Source organism: Halomonas sp. SS10-MC5 (genome assembly GCF_015992245.1).
GTDB lineage: Bacteria > Pseudomonadota > Gammaproteobacteria > Pseudomonadales > Halomonadaceae > Halomonas > Halomonas sulfidoxydans.
In genome coordinates this window covers 2,709,044-2,725,558 of record NZ_CP065435.1, presented here as the reverse complement: position 1 = coordinate 2,725,558, position 16,515 = coordinate 2,709,044, and the positions used below count along the sequence as shown (strand labels likewise).

Genomic DNA, 16,515 nt, shown 5'->3' with positions numbered 1-16,515 from the left:
GGTTGTCTCCTTGACCGGATCAGGATGCGTATCCGGCGCGCTGGCGCAGTAGCCGTCCGGCTGCCATCTCGTCGCTGGTGCGTTGTTCGCGGCGCTCCTCCTGACGCTGCCGCTCGACGTCACGGCGCGACACCAGGGTATCGAAGGCCGAGAGTCGCTGCTGTTCCTGTCGCCACTGTTGCTGGCTCTGCTGAACGCGTTGCTGCTGGGCATCGAGCGCCTGCCTGGCCCGCTGCAGGGCGGCATCCAGCGAAGCCAGGAACTGCTGGTAGTTGTGCATGCTGGCCGGGTCGATACCTTCCCGCATGGCCTGCTGCAGGCGCTCGGCATATTCGAGCCGATAGCGACTGAGCGACTCCAGTTGGGAAGCCACCTGGCGCTCGCTCTGTCGCTCGCCGGCCAGCAGTCGGCCGGCCTGATCGCGGGCATCCCGCGCCAGGTCGCTCAGCATGGCGAGTTGAGACGGTGCACTCATTGCTTGACTCCTAGGGTCTCAGCAAGAACCTGTCGGGAAGCCTCGATCGAAGCATTCTCATTGATGCCCTGCTGGAGGAAGTGTTCCAGCTGCGGGTAGCGCTGGACGGCTTCGTCCAGCTGAGGGTCGTGCCCCGGGCTGTAGGCGCCCACGCTGATCAGGTCGCGGTTGCGCTGGTAGCGCGAGAAGAGTCGCTTGAACGCCTGGGTCATGCCCAGTTGCCGTTCGTCGATGATGTGGGTCATCACGCGGCTGATCGAGGCCTCGATGTCGATGGCCGGGTAGTGGCCGGCTTCGGCCAGGGCCCGCGACAGGACGATGTGGCCGTCGAGGATCGCGCGTGCCGAGTCGGCGATGGGGTCCTGCTGGTCGTCGCCTTCGGTCAGCACGGTATAGAAGGCAGTGATCGAGCCGCGGCCGCGCTCGGCATTGCCGGCGCGCTCCACCAGGCTGGGGAGCTTGGCGAACACCGAGGGCGGATAACCCTTGGTCGCCGGCGGTTCGCCGATGGCGAGGGCGATTTCGCGCTGGGCCATGGCGAAGCGGGTCAGTGAATCCATGATCAGCAGCACGTTCTTGCCCTGATCGCGGAATCCCTCCGCCAGGCGCGTGGCATAGGCGGCGCCCTGCAGCCGTTGCAGCGGCGAGGTGTCGGCAGGAGCTGCCACCACCACGGCGCGGCGGCGCCCCTCCTGGCCGAGGATGTTGTCGATGAAGTCCTGTACCTCGCGACCGCGCTCGCCGATTAGCCCGACCACGATGACGTCGGCGCCGGTATAGCGGGCCATCATGCCGAGCAGCACCGACTTGCCCACACCGGAGCCGGCGAACAGGCCCATGCGCTGCCCGCGACCGACGCTGAGCAGGGCGTTGATGGCCCGGATACCGACGTCGATCTGCTCGTCGATCGGGGCGCGCCTGAGCGGGTTGAGCGGTGGCGTGCTGAGCGGCGCGCGCGGGGCGTCGTCCAGCGGCCCGAGGCCATCGAGCGGCTCGCCGTTGCCGTCGACGACGCGGCCCAGCAGCGACTCGCCGAGAGGGAAGCGGCGAGCGGCATGATCCGGGCCGTCGCCGAGCGGGTACACCCGGGCGCCGGGCATCAGGCCGGAGATCTCGGTGAGCGGCATCAGCAGAAGGCGTTCGCCGTTGAAGCCGACCACTTCGGCCTCGGCGAACTGCGGCGCTTCGTTGCCGCCGGGGGAGAGCAGTTCGATGCGGCAGGCATTGCCGAGCGCCACACGCAGGCCGACGGCCTCGATCACCATGCCGGTGGCGCGCAGGACACGCCCGCTGGTGCGGTAGCCGGGTACCGTCTCCACACGCTCGCGAACGTGCCGCAGCGCCTGCTGCCAGCGCATCCGGTGCGCATTGGGTGTCGATACCGCTGCTTCGGTCATGGGCGCATCTCGCTGCTAGTCATCTTTGCCGTCGCCGGCGGGGGGCGTCGAGTGGCGCCTGCGCACCTGCGACTTTACCGCCTGCCAGCGTGTTTCCCAGGTGGCATCCAGCTCGCCATTAGCGCTCGTCACCCGACAGCCGCCACGGGTCAGCTGGGCATCGGGCTGCAGCTTCCAGCCGGCGGCAGCCAGCTCGACGCCCAGGTGTTCTTCCACCAGCTTGTGATCCTGGGGGTTCAGCCACAGGCGCTGCTGGCCGACCAGTGGTGGCTCGGTGTGCAGCAGCGCCTTGACCAGCTCCAGTACCTGGCGCGGCCGAGCCTTGAGCGCTTCCCCGGCCAGCTGTTGGCCGGTTGCCAAGGCCAGTTCCACCAGATCCGTGGCGATCTCATCGTCGAGCGTTGCCAGCGCGTTCGCGAACTGCTCGGCGAGCGGCTTGAGCGGCGTGACGACCTCGTGAGTGCGACGCTTCAACTCTTGCTCGGCCTCCTGGCGTCCTTCCTTCAAGCCCTGGGCATGGCCTTCGTGGCGCCCAGTCTCGAAGCCGGCTCGATAACCCTCTTCGCGGGCTTCCTGAATGACTTTCTCGCGCAGTGCCTTCAGCTCCGCCTGGCGCTGAAAGGCGGCGCGGCGCCTGGCCTGCTCGGCCGGGTCCAACTCCTGGCTCTGTCGCTCGGCCGGGTTTTCGTCGTGCAACTGGCCCATTTGCCAGCGCTGCCACGGCGCGTGCCGTTCGGAAGAGGCGGGCGAACGTTCAGACATAGGTGTCGTCTCCGCCGCTCAGCACGATCTCGCCGGAATCCGCCAGGCGGCGCACCACCTGGAGGATGGCCTTCTGCTCGGCTTCCACCTGGGACACGCGAATCGGCCCGCGGGCTTCCATGTCCTCGCGCAAGAGATCGGCGGCCCGCCGCGACATGTTGCGCAGGAACTTCTCCATGAGACCTTCGGGTGCGCCCTTGAGCGCCACCACCAGCGAGTTGGTGTCGATCTCCTTGAGCACCAGCTGGATACTGCGGTCGTCCAGGTCCATGAGGTTCTCGAACAGGAACATCTCGTCGATGATCTTCTGGGCCAGGTCCTCGCTGTGGGCGCGCACCGTCTCGATGGCGGTCTCCTCCAGGGAGGAGTTCATCAGGTTGAGAATCTCGGCGGCGGTTCTCACGCCGCCCATCTTGCTGCGCTTGAGGTTCTGGCCATCGAGCATGCCGGAGAGCACCTCGGTGAGTTCCTGCAGGGCAGCCGGCTGGACGCCGCTGAAGGTGGCGATACGCAGCACCACGTCGTTGCGCAGCTTGTCGTCGAACAGTTCCAGCACATCGGCGGCCTGATGGCGCTCCAGGTGCACCAGGATGGTGGCGATGATCTGCGGGTGTTCGTCGCGGATCAGCTCCGCCACCATCGACGCTTCCATCAGGTTCAGAGAGTCGATGCCGCTGCTGGTGCCGGTGGACTCCAGGATGTCCTCGATCAGGCTGGTGGCGCGTTCGCTGCCCAGGGCCTTGGTCAATACCGAGCGAATATGGTCGCTGGAGTTGAGGTTGAGGGCGATGAACTCCTCGGTCTCGCGATGGAACTCCAGCATGACCTGCTGCATGTCCTCGTGGGAGACCTGATCCATCTCCGCCATCTCCATGCTGAGCTGCTGGATCTCCTTGGGCGCGAGGTACTTGAACACCTCCGCGGCGCTGTCCTCGTCGAGGGCGAGCATCAGGATGGCGCTGCGGCGTACGCCGCTCATGGGCTTGGCACTGCTCATTCTTTGTTCATCCAGCTGCGAACGATCATGGCGATCATGCGGGGATCCTCCTGGGCGAGCTCACGCAGTTCGGCCAGGTGGTCCTCATAGGCTGAGGAGCGGCGCTTGCGCTTCGGCTTCTGGTACGGGCGCAGTTCGTCATCTTCACCGCCGGCCGCCTGCAGCTCGCCTTCGCTGGCCTCGGCATCGTCGCCCACGCGGACCTGCAGGCCGGTGCCCGGCGCGGCCGCCAGCACGGGACGTTCGGTGTGGCGCTTGATCAACGGGCGCAGGATCAGCAGGTAGCCGAGCAGGATGCCCAGGGCGACCAGCAGGTAGCGGCCGGCGGTCAGCGCCAGGGCATGGATCTCGGGCGACTGCCACCACTCGAGCTCCTCGCTCTCCTCGACCACACGGCTGAACGGGCTGTTGACCACTTCGATCGCGTCGCCCCGCGCCTGGGAGAAGCCGATGGCCTGGCGTACCAGGCGCTCGATCTGGGCGATCTCGGCCTCGCTGAGCGCAACGCGCTGCCATTCGCCGTTCTCGTCGCGCTCCTCGCGATAGTCCACCACCACCGCGGCGGTCAGGCGCGTCACCTGGCCCTGGCGATGCTGGATGTGCTGGACGTTACGATCGACCTCGTAGTTGATGACGTCGTCCTGGCTCAGATTGTTTAGCGCGCGCAGGCTCTGCTCGGCCTCCTCGGTGAGCTCGCCTTCCTCGTCGGTCGGCAGCTCGATGGGGGAGGGCGCCACGCCCGGCGGGGTGTTGCTCAGGGCGCCGGGGATGCCCCGCGCCACGCCGTCGTCGCCGTTGTAGGAGAGGCTGGTCTGGCGGCTTCGCACCGCGGCTTCGTTGGGCGGCTGGTTGGGGCCGTAGCGCTCGCTGGTCTCTTCGCGGCGCGAAAAGTCGATCTGGGCGGCCACCTGGGCGCTGATGCTGTCGCGGCCGAGGATCGGCGCCAGGATGTTCTCGATGCGCTGCTGGAAGGAGCGTTCGACTTCGGCGATGTAGTCGAGCTGGGTCGCGTCGAGCCCACGGCCCTGGCTGTTCGGCATCGACAGCATGCGACCGCTATGGTCGACCACGGTGACGTTCTCGGCCGCGAGGTCCGGTACGCTGCTGGAGACCATGTGGACGATGGCGGCGACTTGGCTTTCACCCATGACGCGGCCCGGCTCGAGGGTCACGATGATGGACGCCTTGGCGGGTTCGCGGTCGCGCACGAAGACGGAGGACTTGGCCATGGCCAGGTGAACGCGGGCGCGCTCCACCGGCCCCAGGGACTCGATGGAGCGCGACAGTTCACCCTCGAGGCCGCGCTGGTAGTTGACCTGCTCGGCGAACTGACTGACGCCGAAGGCTTGGCTGTCCATCAGCTCGAAGCCGACGTTGCCGCCGCGCGGCAGGCCCTGTTCGGCCAGCTGCAGGCGCAGGCTGTGCACGCTGTCGCCCGGCACCAGCAGGGCGGTGCCGCCTTCGCTGAAGCGATAGGGAACGCCGCGGCTATCCAGCTCGCTGATGATGCGCCCGCCATCGGCTTCGGTGAGGTTGCTGTAGAGGACGCGATACTCCGGTTCACGCGCCCACATCAGCAAGGCCACCACGATCGCGATCATGGCGGCACCGCCGATCAGAACGGCGATCAGCGGGTTTCCGCGAAACTGCTGCTGAAGGCGCTCCAGCAGCGCAGCGGAGGACCCGCTGCCCGGGGAGGCCTGACGCTCCTGCGTCGTGGCGCCGTTGCTCATGCGCCCCCCCGTAGGAGAGCGTCATCGGCTGCCTGGAAAATGTTGCTCGAAGATGGCATCGACTGCATCCGTTCACCGCGTTCTGGCTGCCCCGTGGGGGCGCAACTGTGATGAACGCTATTATGCGAGCCGCCATCCACTCCAAAGGCGGGAAAAGCCCCTTTTTTTCCTGCCATTTGGTAGTTTGGTGACGCTTCGTAACCTGTTAGCCTTGCTCTACATTCGCCAGGGTCCCGATTCGGCGGCCCCGGCGTCAGCAGGCAAACGCTCCATGGTGCAGATGCCATGGCGAATGAGAGAGGGCGCGGATCATGAGTTCACCGGCCATCCAGTCGGCACTGGCCCAGATGCAGACCCTGGCGACCCAGGCCGGCGGTCAGGCGGGCAAGGGGCAGCAGGTTTCCACTCAAGTGGGCCAGGGCGGTTTCGCCGGCGAGTTGCAGGCGTCGATACAGCGCATCAACCGCCTGCAGCAGGCATCCGCTGCCAAGACCATGGCGTTCCAGGCCGGCGATCCCAACGTCGAACTCAACGACGTCATGGTCGACATGCAGAAGGCCAGTGTCGCCTTCCAGATGGGGCTGCAGGTGCGTAATCGCCTGGTGACGGCCTATAAGGACGTCATGAACATGCAGGTGTGAACTTACACCTTGAGGCTGATCAGGTTGCCCTGCAGTTCCTCCAGCCGTTCGGCGATGGCCAGCACTTCCTCCGCGGGAATCTGGCGCAGCACGTCGCCCGTTTCACGATCCACGATGCGAGTGATGATCCGTGACGTGTCGTTGAGTTCGAACTCCACGCCATACTGGCGAAGCACTTCGTTGATGCGTTGAATCGGTTCCACCAGGTCGGCTGGGCTGGGTGCCTGGCCGTGGCTTGCGGCATGGGCCAGCACGGAGCCCGCCGAAGGTAGCGTGGCGAGCACGGTCTCCTTGCGCTGGCGCGGTGTCAGGTCGTGTAGCGCCGACGTGTTCAAGGCATTGGTGGCATCGGTCAGTGGCGAAGACATGTCGTGTTTTTCCTTGTATATGCCTTGCTGAAGCGATCTTTCAGCATCCCCCAAGGCCGTCTGGCGGACAGCCTCTCCCGCAAACTCTATCGGCCGCCAAGCCGGCAACTTTAGCGTCTGGTGCCGCTTTATTTGCGCGATAAACACCAAGCGTTGGTCTTTTTTTCCCTGCGTTGATGCAAAGTCAGGCCAAGTGGATAAAATGCAGTTACGGATTGGCTACATTCCAAGTCGCCACTCCGGACAGGCAGGGATCCTGAACCGTGCAGGGACGCGTGCAGGTTGCTCTTGAGTTCCATGACGACGACTCAAGCAGCAGGTATCCAGCCAGCGAGGCGCCATGAGCCAAGAGCTACCCATCGAACGCATCATGCAGTCCGGCCTCCTCACGTGTGAGCCCGAGACACCGCTGTGGATGGCCGCCGAACGCATGGCGGCGCGACAGTGCAGCTCGATCGTCGTGGTCAAGGCAGGACAGCCCGTGGGAATCTGGACGGAGCACGATGCACTGGCGGTCAACTTTGCCGACCCCGATGCCGTACGCCAGCCGATAGCCCAGGTCATGAGCCAGCCGGTGGTGAGCCTGCACGGTTCCACGCCGCTCAGTGAGGCCGCACTACGCTTCAACGCCGAGCGGCGCCGGCATTTTCTCGTAGTGGATGACGCTGACGCTCCGCTAGGCATCCTGTCGCAGACGGACGTGGCGCTGAACCAGGGGCTCGAGCCCTACCTGCGGCTGCGCGAGGTCCAGGCGGCCATGCGCCATCGGGCGCTGGTGCTGGATGGGGGACAGCGCCTGGCCCAGGCGGCGCGCTCGATGCGCCTCTCGGAATGCGATGCCGTGGTGGTCAAGTGCGAGGGCGGCGAGCTGGGCATCCTCACCGAACGCGACCTGGTGCGCTTCGTGGCGCGCCACCCGGGCAACACGCCGATCGATTCGCTGGCCAGTCGGCCCCTGCTGACGGTGCGCCAGGACGACACGCTGATTGCTGCACGCGACCTGCTGTTGAATCACCGCGTGCGCCACCTGGCCGTGCTCGACGAGGCCGGTGAGGTGGTGGGGTTGCTGGGCTTTCGCGACATGCTGGCCGGCGCCGAGCACCTCTACACGCAGGACCTGCGCCATGCGCTGGAGCAGCGCGACCGTGCGCTGGCCCAGTCGCGGGAGAACCGCCAACTGGCCGAGCGGGTGATCGACTCCTCGCTGGAAGGCATCATCGTTACCGATGCCGCCAATCGCATCGAATTCGTCAACCGCGCCTTCAGCCACATGACCGGCTATAGCGCCGAGGAGGTGATTGGCAAGACCCCTGCCATTCTCTCCTCGGGTCGCCACGATGCCGCCTTCTACCGCCAGATGTGGGATACCCTGCAGCGCAGCGGCTACTGGCGCGGCGAGATCTGGAACCGGCGCAAGAGCGGTGAGCTCTATCTGGAGCTGCTCACGATCACGGCGATCACCGACCGCAGCGGCACGGCGACCCACTACGCGGCGCTGTTCAGCGACATCACCCACTTGCGCGACAGCGAAGAGCGCATTCGCAAGCTGGCCTACTATGATGCCCTCACCGGCCTGCCCAATCGCCGCCTGCTGGAGGATCGTCTGGAGCTGGCGATACGCCACGCCCATCGCAACCAGAGCCGGCTGGCGGTGATCTTCGTCGACCTGGACCACTTCAAGGAGGTCAACGATGCGCTGGGCCATGCCTTCGGCGACGAACTGCTGGTGATGGTGGCCGAACGGCTGCAGACGCGCCTGCGTGAGGACGACACCCTTGCCCGCCTGGGGGGCGATGAATTCCTCGTGCTGCTGCCCGATCTGGAGGAGGTGGACGAGGTGGTGCGGGTGGCCCGGCGCCTGGTGGAGGCCGTGCACGAGCCCTGCGTGATCGAGGGTCAGGAGTTCCGCCTCGGCTGCAGCCTGGGGATCAGCCTCTACCCCGATGACGCCTCGACGGCGGAGTCGCTGGTGCACAATGCCGATGTCGCCATGTACCAGGCCAAGCAGGAAGGGCGCAACGGCTACCGTCTCTACCGCAACGAGATGAACCTGCAGGACGACCGCCAGCGCGCGCTGGAAACCGCCCTGCGTGAAGCCTTCATCAGCGGCGAGGGGCTGCAGCTCCACTATCAACCGGTGTTCGAGCGTGACGGCAATCGGCTGCATGGTGCCGAGGTCCTGTTGCGCTGGCATCATCCGCTGCTGGGCAGCGTGCCGCCGGTCAGCGTCGTGACCCTGGCCGAGCGCGCGGGGCTGCTGCCGCAGCTGGACGAGTTCATCCTCGAGCAGGTCTGCACCCAGCTGGCCGGCTGGAGTACCTCGGGGGCTACGCCGGTCCCCGTCAGCATCAACCTCTCGTCGTGCCAGTTCTGGCAGCACGATTTGCCCGTACGCGTGGCTACCAAGCTCAACGAGCACAAGCTTCAGCCGGGCCTGGTGGGGTTCGAGATCGCCGAGCGAACGCTGCTGGAGAAGCCTCATCAGGCGGCCGTCGTGCTCAAGCGGCTGCGGCGGTTGGGCGGCGAGGTCGCCATCAACGATTTCGGCACCGGCTACGCCTCGTTCGGCTACCTGCAGGAGCTGCCGATCAGCATGCTCAAGATCGACCGCCGTTTCGTGCAGCGCCTGGACAGCGGCCAGCGCGGCAGTGCGGCGATTGTGGCCGCGGTGGCGGGGCTGGCCGGAGAAATGGAGTGGCGCATCGCCGCCGTTGGGGTCGAGACCGAGGCGCAGCGCGACATCCTGGCTCGACACGGCGTCGAACTGATCCAGGGCTACCTCACCGGTCAGCCGGTACCGGCCGATTTTTTCGCCAGTCGCTATCTCTCCCGCAGCGGAGTGGCACCACAAGATGCCTGAAGGCCATCGCCTGGCCATGAGAAACTGTCTTCGGCAGGCGCTTTTTACGGCTTCGCCCGTGGCCGTGATCCCTTAGTCTGGTATCTTTCTTCGTCCGTCTCCCCAACCCCGGATCGACAGCCGTCTCGATGAGTTCCCTGCACGCCAGCGGCGGCGATCACCGTGGCCCCATGCGCCACGAGTCGCTGATGCCGACCCACCACGATCACGATCAGGACAGTACCTGGATGATCGGCTACCTGGACATCATGACCCTGCTGGTGGCGCTGATGGTGCTCATCTTCACGCTCTCGAGTTTCGGGCGCCCCGGCGACGAGGCGGCACCGCTCGCCACACGGGTGCCCTTCGCCATACCGCTGCCCAGCGAGATGACCCAGGCGCTGCCGCTGGCGGCGATGCCGCGCCCGGTTCCCGGGCGGCTGAGCCAGTCGGCCATCTCGGCCGCGCTGGGGGTGGCTGGGTTGCCGCGGCGCTTGACGCCGGCGCCGAGCGAGCGGATCGCCTTCGCGGCGCCCACGCCGCTGGCCCTGCTGGCGCAGCGCGAACCCCCACCGCTCATGCTGCCGACGCTGGTGGCAAACGGCAGCGTGCCGACGTCGCCGGCCGACTTCGCGCTGGTGCTGACCGACCGCCCGCCGAATGGCGTCAGGGAGATCACGCCGCAGGCCGTTGCCGCGACGAAAGCCTTGCAGGAGACACTGAGCGCACGCCTTGACGATGCCCCCTACCTGGCCGACCTGGAGGGCGTCGAAGTTTCTCGCGTGGCCGAAGGCATCAAGCTGCGCGTGGAAGACCGGCTGCTGTTTCCCACCGCCACGGCCGAGCTGAGCGACGACGGCGAGGCGCTCATCCAGCGTCTGATGGAGGTGATCCAACGCCATGACGGGGAGGTCGCCGTGGAGGGGCACACCGACAGCCGCGCGATCCGCACCGAAGAGTTTCCCTCCAACTGGGTGCTCTCCAGCGCCAGGGCGATCGCCATCGTGCACGCGCTGGAGCGTTCAGGCGTCGATTCGCAGCGCCTGCGGGCGGTGGGCCTGGCCGACACGCGGCCCCTGGCGAGCAACGACACGGGGGAAGGGCGGGCCCAGAACCGCCGTGTCGAGGTGATCATCCACGCACGTTGACTTGCGTCTAAAGTCTAGCGACTCGCAGCCGATATGCGGTTACCCCCGGCGCATGGACGTGACCGGCTCCGCATTCCGTTACAAGCGAGAACTCTCCATGCTCACCTCCCTGCGACTTCGTTTGCTATTGGTCACGGCCGTCGTTATCGCCGTGTCGCTGATTGTCAACGCCGCCATCAACTACTTTACCCTCCAACGCCATAACGACCAGCAGGTCGCACGCCACCTGTCTGCCGAAGCCCAGGGCAACGGGCTCGCCATCAGCGAGTGGATCGATGCCCGCGCCAGCATGCTGGAGGCGCTGGCGCCCGCCGTCGAGGGCGAAGACCCCCTGCCGGCTCTGCAGCAGGTGGCCGCTGCCGGTGGCTTCATGTCGACCTACCTGGCGAACCCGGCGGACGGCAAGGGCATCTTCTCCGATGGCTGGAACCCGCCCGCCGATTACGACCCGCGACAGCGTCCCTGGTACCTTCAGGCGGTGGAGGCCGGCGGCACCATCGTCACGCCGCCCTACGTGGATGCCAGTACCGGCGGACTGATCGTCACCATTGCCACGCCTTTCCACGACGATGGTCGGCTGGTGGCGGTGGGCGGTGGCGATATCTCCATCGACACCATCGTGGCCAACGTAGGCGACATCGCGCCGACGCCGGCAAGCTTCGCCTTCCTCGTCACCGCCGACGGTACGCTGGTGGCGCATCCCGATCCCGATATGACGCTGGAGCCGGCGTCACACCTCTCCCCGGCCTTCGGCAATGACTATTTCACTGCGCCGATCGGGGCCGAAGCACCCGTACGGCTTGACCTGGAGGGGCGCAGCAAGTGGCTTCGCAGCGTGCCGATACAGGGAACCGACTGGCAACTCGTCGTGGCGCTGGACCAGCGCGAAGCCACGGCCGGGCTGCGCGCCGTATTGGGTACCTCGCTGGCAACCCTGGTGCTGGTGGTGCTGGGTGCCGCCCTGGTGCTGGGGACGCTGCTCAAGCTGATGTTCCGTCGGCTGCAGGTGGCGCGTGACGCCATGACCGACATCGCCAGCGGCGATGGCGACCTCACCCAGCGCTTGCCGGAGGACGGCCGCGACGAGGTGGCCCAGATTGCCGCCGCCTTCAACCGCTTCGTCTCGCGCATCGAGGACGTCATGCTGACCATCCGCGATGCCAGCGAGTCGGTGACCGTGGCGGCGGGGGAGATCGCCACCGGCGGTCAGGATCTTTCTCGGCGCACCGAGAACGCGGCGTCGAGCCTGCAGCAGAGCTCGGCCTCCATCGAGCAGATCACCAGTACCGTCGAGCACACCGCGGATTCGGCGCGCCAGGCCAGCGAGCTGTCTCAGTCCGCTTCCGAGGTGGCGGCCCGCGGTGGCGAAGTGGTGGGCCAGGTCGTGACCACCATGGAAGAGATCACGGCCTCCTCCGAGCGCATCGGCAACATCGTCAAGGTGATGGACGGTATCGCCTTCCAGACCAACCTGCTGGCGCTCAACGCGTCGGTTGAGGCGGCCCGTGCCGGCGAGCAGGGCCGAGGCTTCGCCGTGGTAGCGGGTGAAGTGCGCCAGCTGGCCACGCGCAGCGCCGAGGCCTCGCGCGAGATTCGTGGGTTGATCGAGGCCTCCGGGCAGAAAGTGGCCTCGGGCACCGAGCTGGTCCAGCGTGCCGGTGCCACCATGGAGGAGCTGGTCGAAGGGGTCGGCCGCGTGGCCAAGGTGTTGGGCGAGATCAGCGTCGCGGCGGGCGAGCAGAGCGACGGTATCGGGCAGGTCAACATCGCCGTGGCGGAGCTTGACCGCATGACCCAGCAGAACGCCGCCCTGGTGGAAGAATCCACGGTCGCGGCCGAGCAGCTCAAGGACCAGGCCGACCGGCTGGCCGAGGCCGTGGGTGGATTCAAGCTCAGCGAGCGCAGGATGGATCGGCAGGCTCCCAGGCAGATTGAGATGGCACCAACCCGGTCGCGTGTACTCGTCGAGCTGGAGTGAGTCCTTTCCGGCCGCTGAGCCAGACAGGCTCGGCGGCCCTGTTCATAGGCAACGAAAAAAATCGCTTCCGAGCCTAAAGGTTGGCTCGCTGCCGCCGACAAGCTAGAGGTAAGGACGGTACCGAGCGATGCAGTGTCGCTCGGTACCCGAACTCACCGGCTGAAGGCAGTTCCCCATGGCCAGCATCTCCTCCCTCGGCATCGGCTCGGGCCTCGATCTCAACGGCCTGCTCAATCAGCTCCACGACGCCGAGCGCAGCAAGCTCGAACCCATTAAACAGCAGATCGAAACCCAGCAGGTCAAGATCTCCGCCTACGGCGAATTGAAGGGAGCCCTTTCTGGTTTCCAGTCCGCCAACGAGGCCCTCAACGACGCCGCTCTCTTTCAGGGACTATCCACGTCCGTCAACGGCGATGCGGTGCAGGCTGCGGCAGGCCCCGAGGCTTCGCCCGGCCAGTATGCGATCGAGGTGGAGCAATTGGCGACCGCCGGCAGTCTTGCCACGCAGCGCGTCGAGAGCCTCGATGCCGAACTCAACGATGCCGATGCCATGCTCGAACTCGCCTTCGCGGATGACAGTCTCGATCATGGCGTTGCCATAGCGGCAGATAGCACTCTCGAAGACGTGCGAGACGCCATCAATGCCGATGCCGAGGCGGCCGTCACGGCCTCGATCGTCAACGATGGTGAGGGCTACCGGCTGGCCCTGATGTCGCAGGAGACCGGCGAACAGGCGGCCATCGTCGATGCCAACTTCGCGACCGTGGCGACACAGGCAACGCTGGAGGACGAAGCGGTGCTGCAGGAAGGCCAGGATGCCCGGTTCGAGGTGAACGGCATCGCCGTGTCGAGTGCCGACAACCAGGTTGACGATGCCATCCAGGGGGTCGCGCTCAGCCTTCAGGGCACGGGCAGCAGCACCTTGACGGTCGAGCCGGACACGGACTCCATTCGGCAGGCCGTCGCCGACTTCGTCGAATCCTACAATGAGCTCAAGGACACGGCAGGCAAGCTGACGGCTTTCAACGGCCAGGACGGGGAGGCCGGTGAGCTGATCGGGGACAGTGCGGTGCGCGGCATCGAGTCCCGTCTGCGCAGCGACCTGGCAAGCGTGATCGAGGGGAGTGACCACGCCATGCTGGCCGACCTCGGCATCGCCCTGCGTGTCGATGGCACGCTCGAGCTCGACGAAACGAAACTGGAAGCGGCGCTTGCGCAGGGTCCGGGCGAGGTCGGCGCCTTCTTCGCCGGAGAGAGCGCAACGGATGGCATGTCGGGCCGGCTCGACGCGACACTCGAACAGCTGCTGGACAGCAATGGAGCACTGGAAGGGGCCATCGGCGGGGCCGAGAATCGTATCGACAGCCTGAACGAGCGCTATACCCGTACCGAGCAGAGCATCGATACCACCATCGCGCGCTACCAGACGCAGTTCGGTCAGCTCGACGGCATGCTGGCCCAGATGAACCAGACCAGCGCCTACCTGACGCAGCAGCTGAGCCACTTACCGGGCCAGGGCCAGGGCGAGGGTGGTGGGGGCATGCTCTGATCACTCCCTGCTTGGGCTTGCCTGCCGCTAGCGGTCGGAAAAATTATGCCACAGGGCTAAAGTTGCCGGTTCAGCAGCCGATAGTAAGCCCATAACCGTTATTGACGCTCACGGAGGGCGCATCGTCCCATGGCAAGCATCTCCTCACTCGGTGTTGGCTCTGGCTTGGATCTGTCGGGGCTACTCGATCAGCTGAACGCGGCGGAGCGACAGAAGCTCAAGCCGATCACGGCCCAGAAGACACAGGAGCAGGCCAAGATCTCGGCCTATGGCCGGCTGCAGTCCGGCCTGACCAAGTTCCAGGACGCCGTGACCAAGCTCAATGACGCCAAGCTGTACCAGAGCTTGACGACCAGTGTGTTGGGCGAGGGTATCACCGCGACCGCGGGAGCGGAGGCGAGCCCGGGGCGCTACGAAGTCACCGTGAATCACACCGCCAAGGCGGGCAGTATCGCCAGCCAGGGTGTCGCAAGCACCACCGATGCGCTGGTGGGCGCGGGTGGCGATACGCTGACGCTCAGTTTCCAGGGCAAGGCGGACGTCACGGTCGATCTCGCCGAAGGCGGGAGTCTCGAGGACATTCGAGATGCCATCAATGCGAATGCCGATGCCGGAGTGTCGGCTTCGATCATCAATGACGGCAACCGCTACCGCCTGGTGGTGAACTCCAAGGAGACGGGGCTGGCAGAGAGTGTGACGGGAATGGCCTTCGCCAATACCGCGCTGACCGAGGATACGGCAGTCAAGGTGGCCGGGAGAGACGCCGAGCTCCTGATCAACAACATCACCATCACCAGCAGTTCCAACCGGGTTGAGGGCGCGATTCAGGGTGTGACGCTCGAACTGGACGCCGCGGCGGCGGGGAAAACCGCGACGGTGGTGGTGGAGCGCGACAACAATGTCCTCAAGGAGGCTGTGAAAGGGTTCGTTACCGCCTACAACGAGATGAAGTCGACCATCGGTCGCATGACCGAGGCGACCGGAGACGCCGATACGGCTGGTGAACTGGTCGGCGACCGTGCCGTACGCACCATCGAATCGCGGCTCAGCCGAAACCTGGGTGATCTCGTCCCGGGCGGCGACATACAGATGTTGACCCAGATGAGCATCTCACTGAAGCCCAACGGCCGGCTGGAACTCGACGAGACCAAGCTCGACGAGGTGATCGCAAGCAATCCCCAGGCACTGTCTGATTTCTTTGCAGGAGATAGCAAGGAAGCCGGCATGGCTGGCCGGCTCGGCACGACGCTGGAGCAGGTGCTGGGCGCCGAGGGCTTGGTGAAGAGCTCGATCAAGAGTTCGGAAACGAAGGTAGACAGCCTGAACGGCCGCTACGAGCGCATGGAACTCAGCATTGAGCGAACCATCGAGCGCTATCGCAAGCAGTTCGGGCAGCTCGATGTCATGCTCGCCAAGATGAACTCCACTGGCTCCTACTTGATGCAGCAGCTCGATATGTTGAGCATGCAGATGGTCCAGACCAAGAAGTAGTAGAAGCCGCTAGAGAGTTTTGCAGCGGTGCCAGGATCACGACTCATCCTGGCCAATTTACCGGGCCCGGCAATTGCCGGGCCCGAGCGTTTACGACACCGAAGCCGACTTGGCAAGGTGTCCGATCCTTCAAAAAAAGCAAAAAAAGTCGTGCCGCCCCCTAAAGGTTTCCCTCGCGAAGCCGTTAATTAGGGTAACGGCCAACGGCGCCGTTGAGACAGGCCCGAGATGCTGGGCCGCAGGAAAGGTTCAGTGGGCCCGTCAATGGAGCCCTCAACGTAAAGAAGGAATGACACCATGTCAGTGATCAATACCAACATCACCGCCCTGATCGGCCAGAACAACCTGAAGTCTTCTCAGAGCATGCTGGCCAAGGCGCAGGAGCGTCTCTCCTCCGGCCTGCGCATCAACAGTTCAGCCGACGATGCCGCCGGCCAGGCTATCGCCAACCGCATGAGCGCCCAGATCAAGGGCATGCAGCAGGCCCAGCGTAATGCCAACGATGGTATCTCCATGGTGCAGACCATGGAAGGCGGCCTGAACCAGCTGAGCGACAACCTGCAGCGTATCCGTGAGCTGGCGGTGCAGGCGGCCAACGACACCAACTCAGCTGATGACCGTGCTTCCATCCAGCTGGAAATCGATAAGCGCGTCGAAGAAATCACTCGTATTGCCGAAGCAACGACTTTCAACGACACTGCACTGCTCAGCAATTCGGCTACTTTGAATATCCAAGTGGGCGCCAATACCGGGACCTCTGACTCCATCGAAGTCGAAACCGTATCGATGACGGCTAGCGATATTGGCCTTACTAACACAGCAGTGGCGGATATCGATGTCACCAGCTTTGCAAGCGCGCAAGCAGCAATCGATGTTGTCGACGCTGCCCTTCAGCAGATCGACGACCAGCGTGCAACGCTTGGTGCTACCCTGAACCGCTTCGATTCAGTGGTAGAGAACCTGACCACCAACGTCACCAACCTCAGCGAGGCCCGCTCGCGGATCGAGGATGCCGACTACGCTGTCGAGGTCTCCAACATGACCCGCGCGAACATTCTGCAGCAGGCTGGTACATCGATGCTGGCCCAGGCCAACCAGACGCCGCAGAGCGTACTCTCTCTGCTGGGCTAATCGCGA

13 protein-coding genes are annotated in these 16,515 nt (G+C 65.3%); 7 read left to right on the top strand and 6 right to left on the bottom strand.

Annotated elements, in window-relative coordinates; translation table 11 throughout:
* Window positions 1–19 precede the first annotated feature (19 nt).
* Genes fliJ through fliF form a run of 5 tightly spaced genes read right to left on the bottom strand, consistent with a single transcriptional unit; the run spans window position 20 to window position 5,364 of the window.
* Window positions 20–475, bottom strand: a complete 456-nt coding sequence (gene fliJ / locus I4484_RS12645; RefSeq protein WP_197447645.1) for a flagellar export protein FliJ — start codon at window positions 473–475, stop codon at window positions 20–22.
* Window positions 472–1,872 carry a flagellar protein export ATPase FliI gene (gene fliI / locus I4484_RS12640; RefSeq protein WP_276571202.1) on the bottom strand — a complete coding sequence of 467 codons (1,401 nt, stop codon included), beginning with the start codon at window positions 1,870–1,872 and terminating at the stop codon, window positions 472–474. The genes fliJ and fliI overlap by 4 nt, the downstream gene beginning before the upstream one ends.
* A 15-nt stretch (window positions 1,873–1,887) precedes the next feature.
* Window positions 1,888–2,634 carry a flagellar assembly protein FliH gene (locus I4484_RS12635; protein WP_197447644.1) on the bottom strand — a complete coding sequence of 249 codons (747 nt, stop codon included), beginning with the start codon at window positions 2,632–2,634 and terminating at the stop codon, window positions 1,888–1,890.
* Complete coding sequence (fliG, locus tag I4484_RS12630) at window positions 2,627–3,631, bottom strand: flagellar motor switch protein FliG (protein WP_197447643.1); 1,005 nt, start codon at window positions 3,629–3,631, stop codon at window positions 2,627–2,629. Before fliG ends, I4484_RS12635 begins: the two co-directional genes overlap by 8 nt.
* A complete protein-coding gene (fliF, locus tag I4484_RS12625) occupies window positions 3,628–5,364 on the bottom strand; it encodes a flagellar basal-body MS-ring/collar protein FliF (protein ID WP_197447642.1) in 1,737 nt (578 codons plus the stop codon). The genes fliG and fliF overlap by 4 nt, the downstream gene beginning before the upstream one ends.
* Before the next feature lie 311 nt (window positions 5,365–5,675).
* On the opposite strand from fliF, the gene fliE reads away from it, so the two are divergent.
* Window positions 5,676–6,005, top strand: coding sequence for a flagellar hook-basal body complex protein FliE (gene fliE / locus I4484_RS12620; protein WP_197447641.1), 330 nt, complete (start codon window positions 5,676–5,678; stop codon window positions 6,003–6,005).
* 2 nt (window positions 6,006–6,007) lie between these two features.
* Here the strand turns inward: fliE and I4484_RS12615 are convergent, their stop codons facing one another.
* Window positions 6,008–6,373 carry a flagellar protein FlaG gene (locus I4484_RS12615; protein ID WP_197447640.1) on the bottom strand — a complete coding sequence of 122 codons (366 nt, stop codon included), beginning with the start codon at window positions 6,371–6,373 and terminating at the stop codon, window positions 6,008–6,010.
* Between the two features lie 340 nt (window positions 6,374–6,713).
* Between I4484_RS12615 and I4484_RS12610 the strand changes: the two genes are divergently transcribed.
* The 6 genes from I4484_RS12610 to I4484_RS12585 all read left to right on the top strand — a co-directional run bounded on the left by I4484_RS12610 (window position 6,714) and on the right by I4484_RS12585 (window position 16,509).
* Window positions 6,714–9,233 (top strand): EAL domain-containing protein, encoded by a 2,520-nt coding sequence (locus I4484_RS12610; RefSeq protein WP_197447639.1) that lies wholly within the window; start codon window positions 6,714–6,716, stop codon window positions 9,231–9,233.
* A 128-nt stretch (window positions 9,234–9,361) separates the two neighbouring features.
* Window positions 9,362–10,360, top strand: coding sequence for an OmpA family protein (locus tag I4484_RS12605; protein WP_197447638.1), 999 nt, complete (start codon window positions 9,362–9,364; stop codon window positions 10,358–10,360).
* Between the two features lie 97 nt (window positions 10,361–10,457).
* Window positions 10,458–12,338 carry a methyl-accepting chemotaxis protein gene (locus tag I4484_RS12600; protein ID WP_197447637.1) on the top strand — a complete coding sequence of 627 codons (1,881 nt, stop codon included), beginning with the start codon at window positions 10,458–10,460 and terminating at the stop codon, window positions 12,336–12,338.
* A gap of 175 nt (window positions 12,339–12,513) precedes the next feature.
* Entirely contained in the window at window positions 12,514–13,887 is a 1,374-nt protein-coding gene (gene fliD, locus I4484_RS12595) for a flagellar filament capping protein FliD (RefSeq protein WP_197447636.1), read from the top strand.
* Between the two features lie 129 nt (window positions 13,888–14,016).
* On the top strand, window positions 14,017–15,378 hold the full coding sequence (gene fliD, locus I4484_RS12590) for a flagellar filament capping protein FliD (protein ID WP_197447635.1): 1,362 nt from the start codon (window positions 14,017–14,019) through the stop codon (window positions 15,376–15,378).
* A gap of 297 nt (window positions 15,379–15,675) precedes the next feature.
* Entirely contained in the window at window positions 15,676–16,509 is an 834-nt protein-coding gene (locus tag I4484_RS12585; protein WP_197447634.1) for a flagellin, read from the top strand.
* Window positions 16,510–16,515 lie beyond the last annotated feature (6 nt).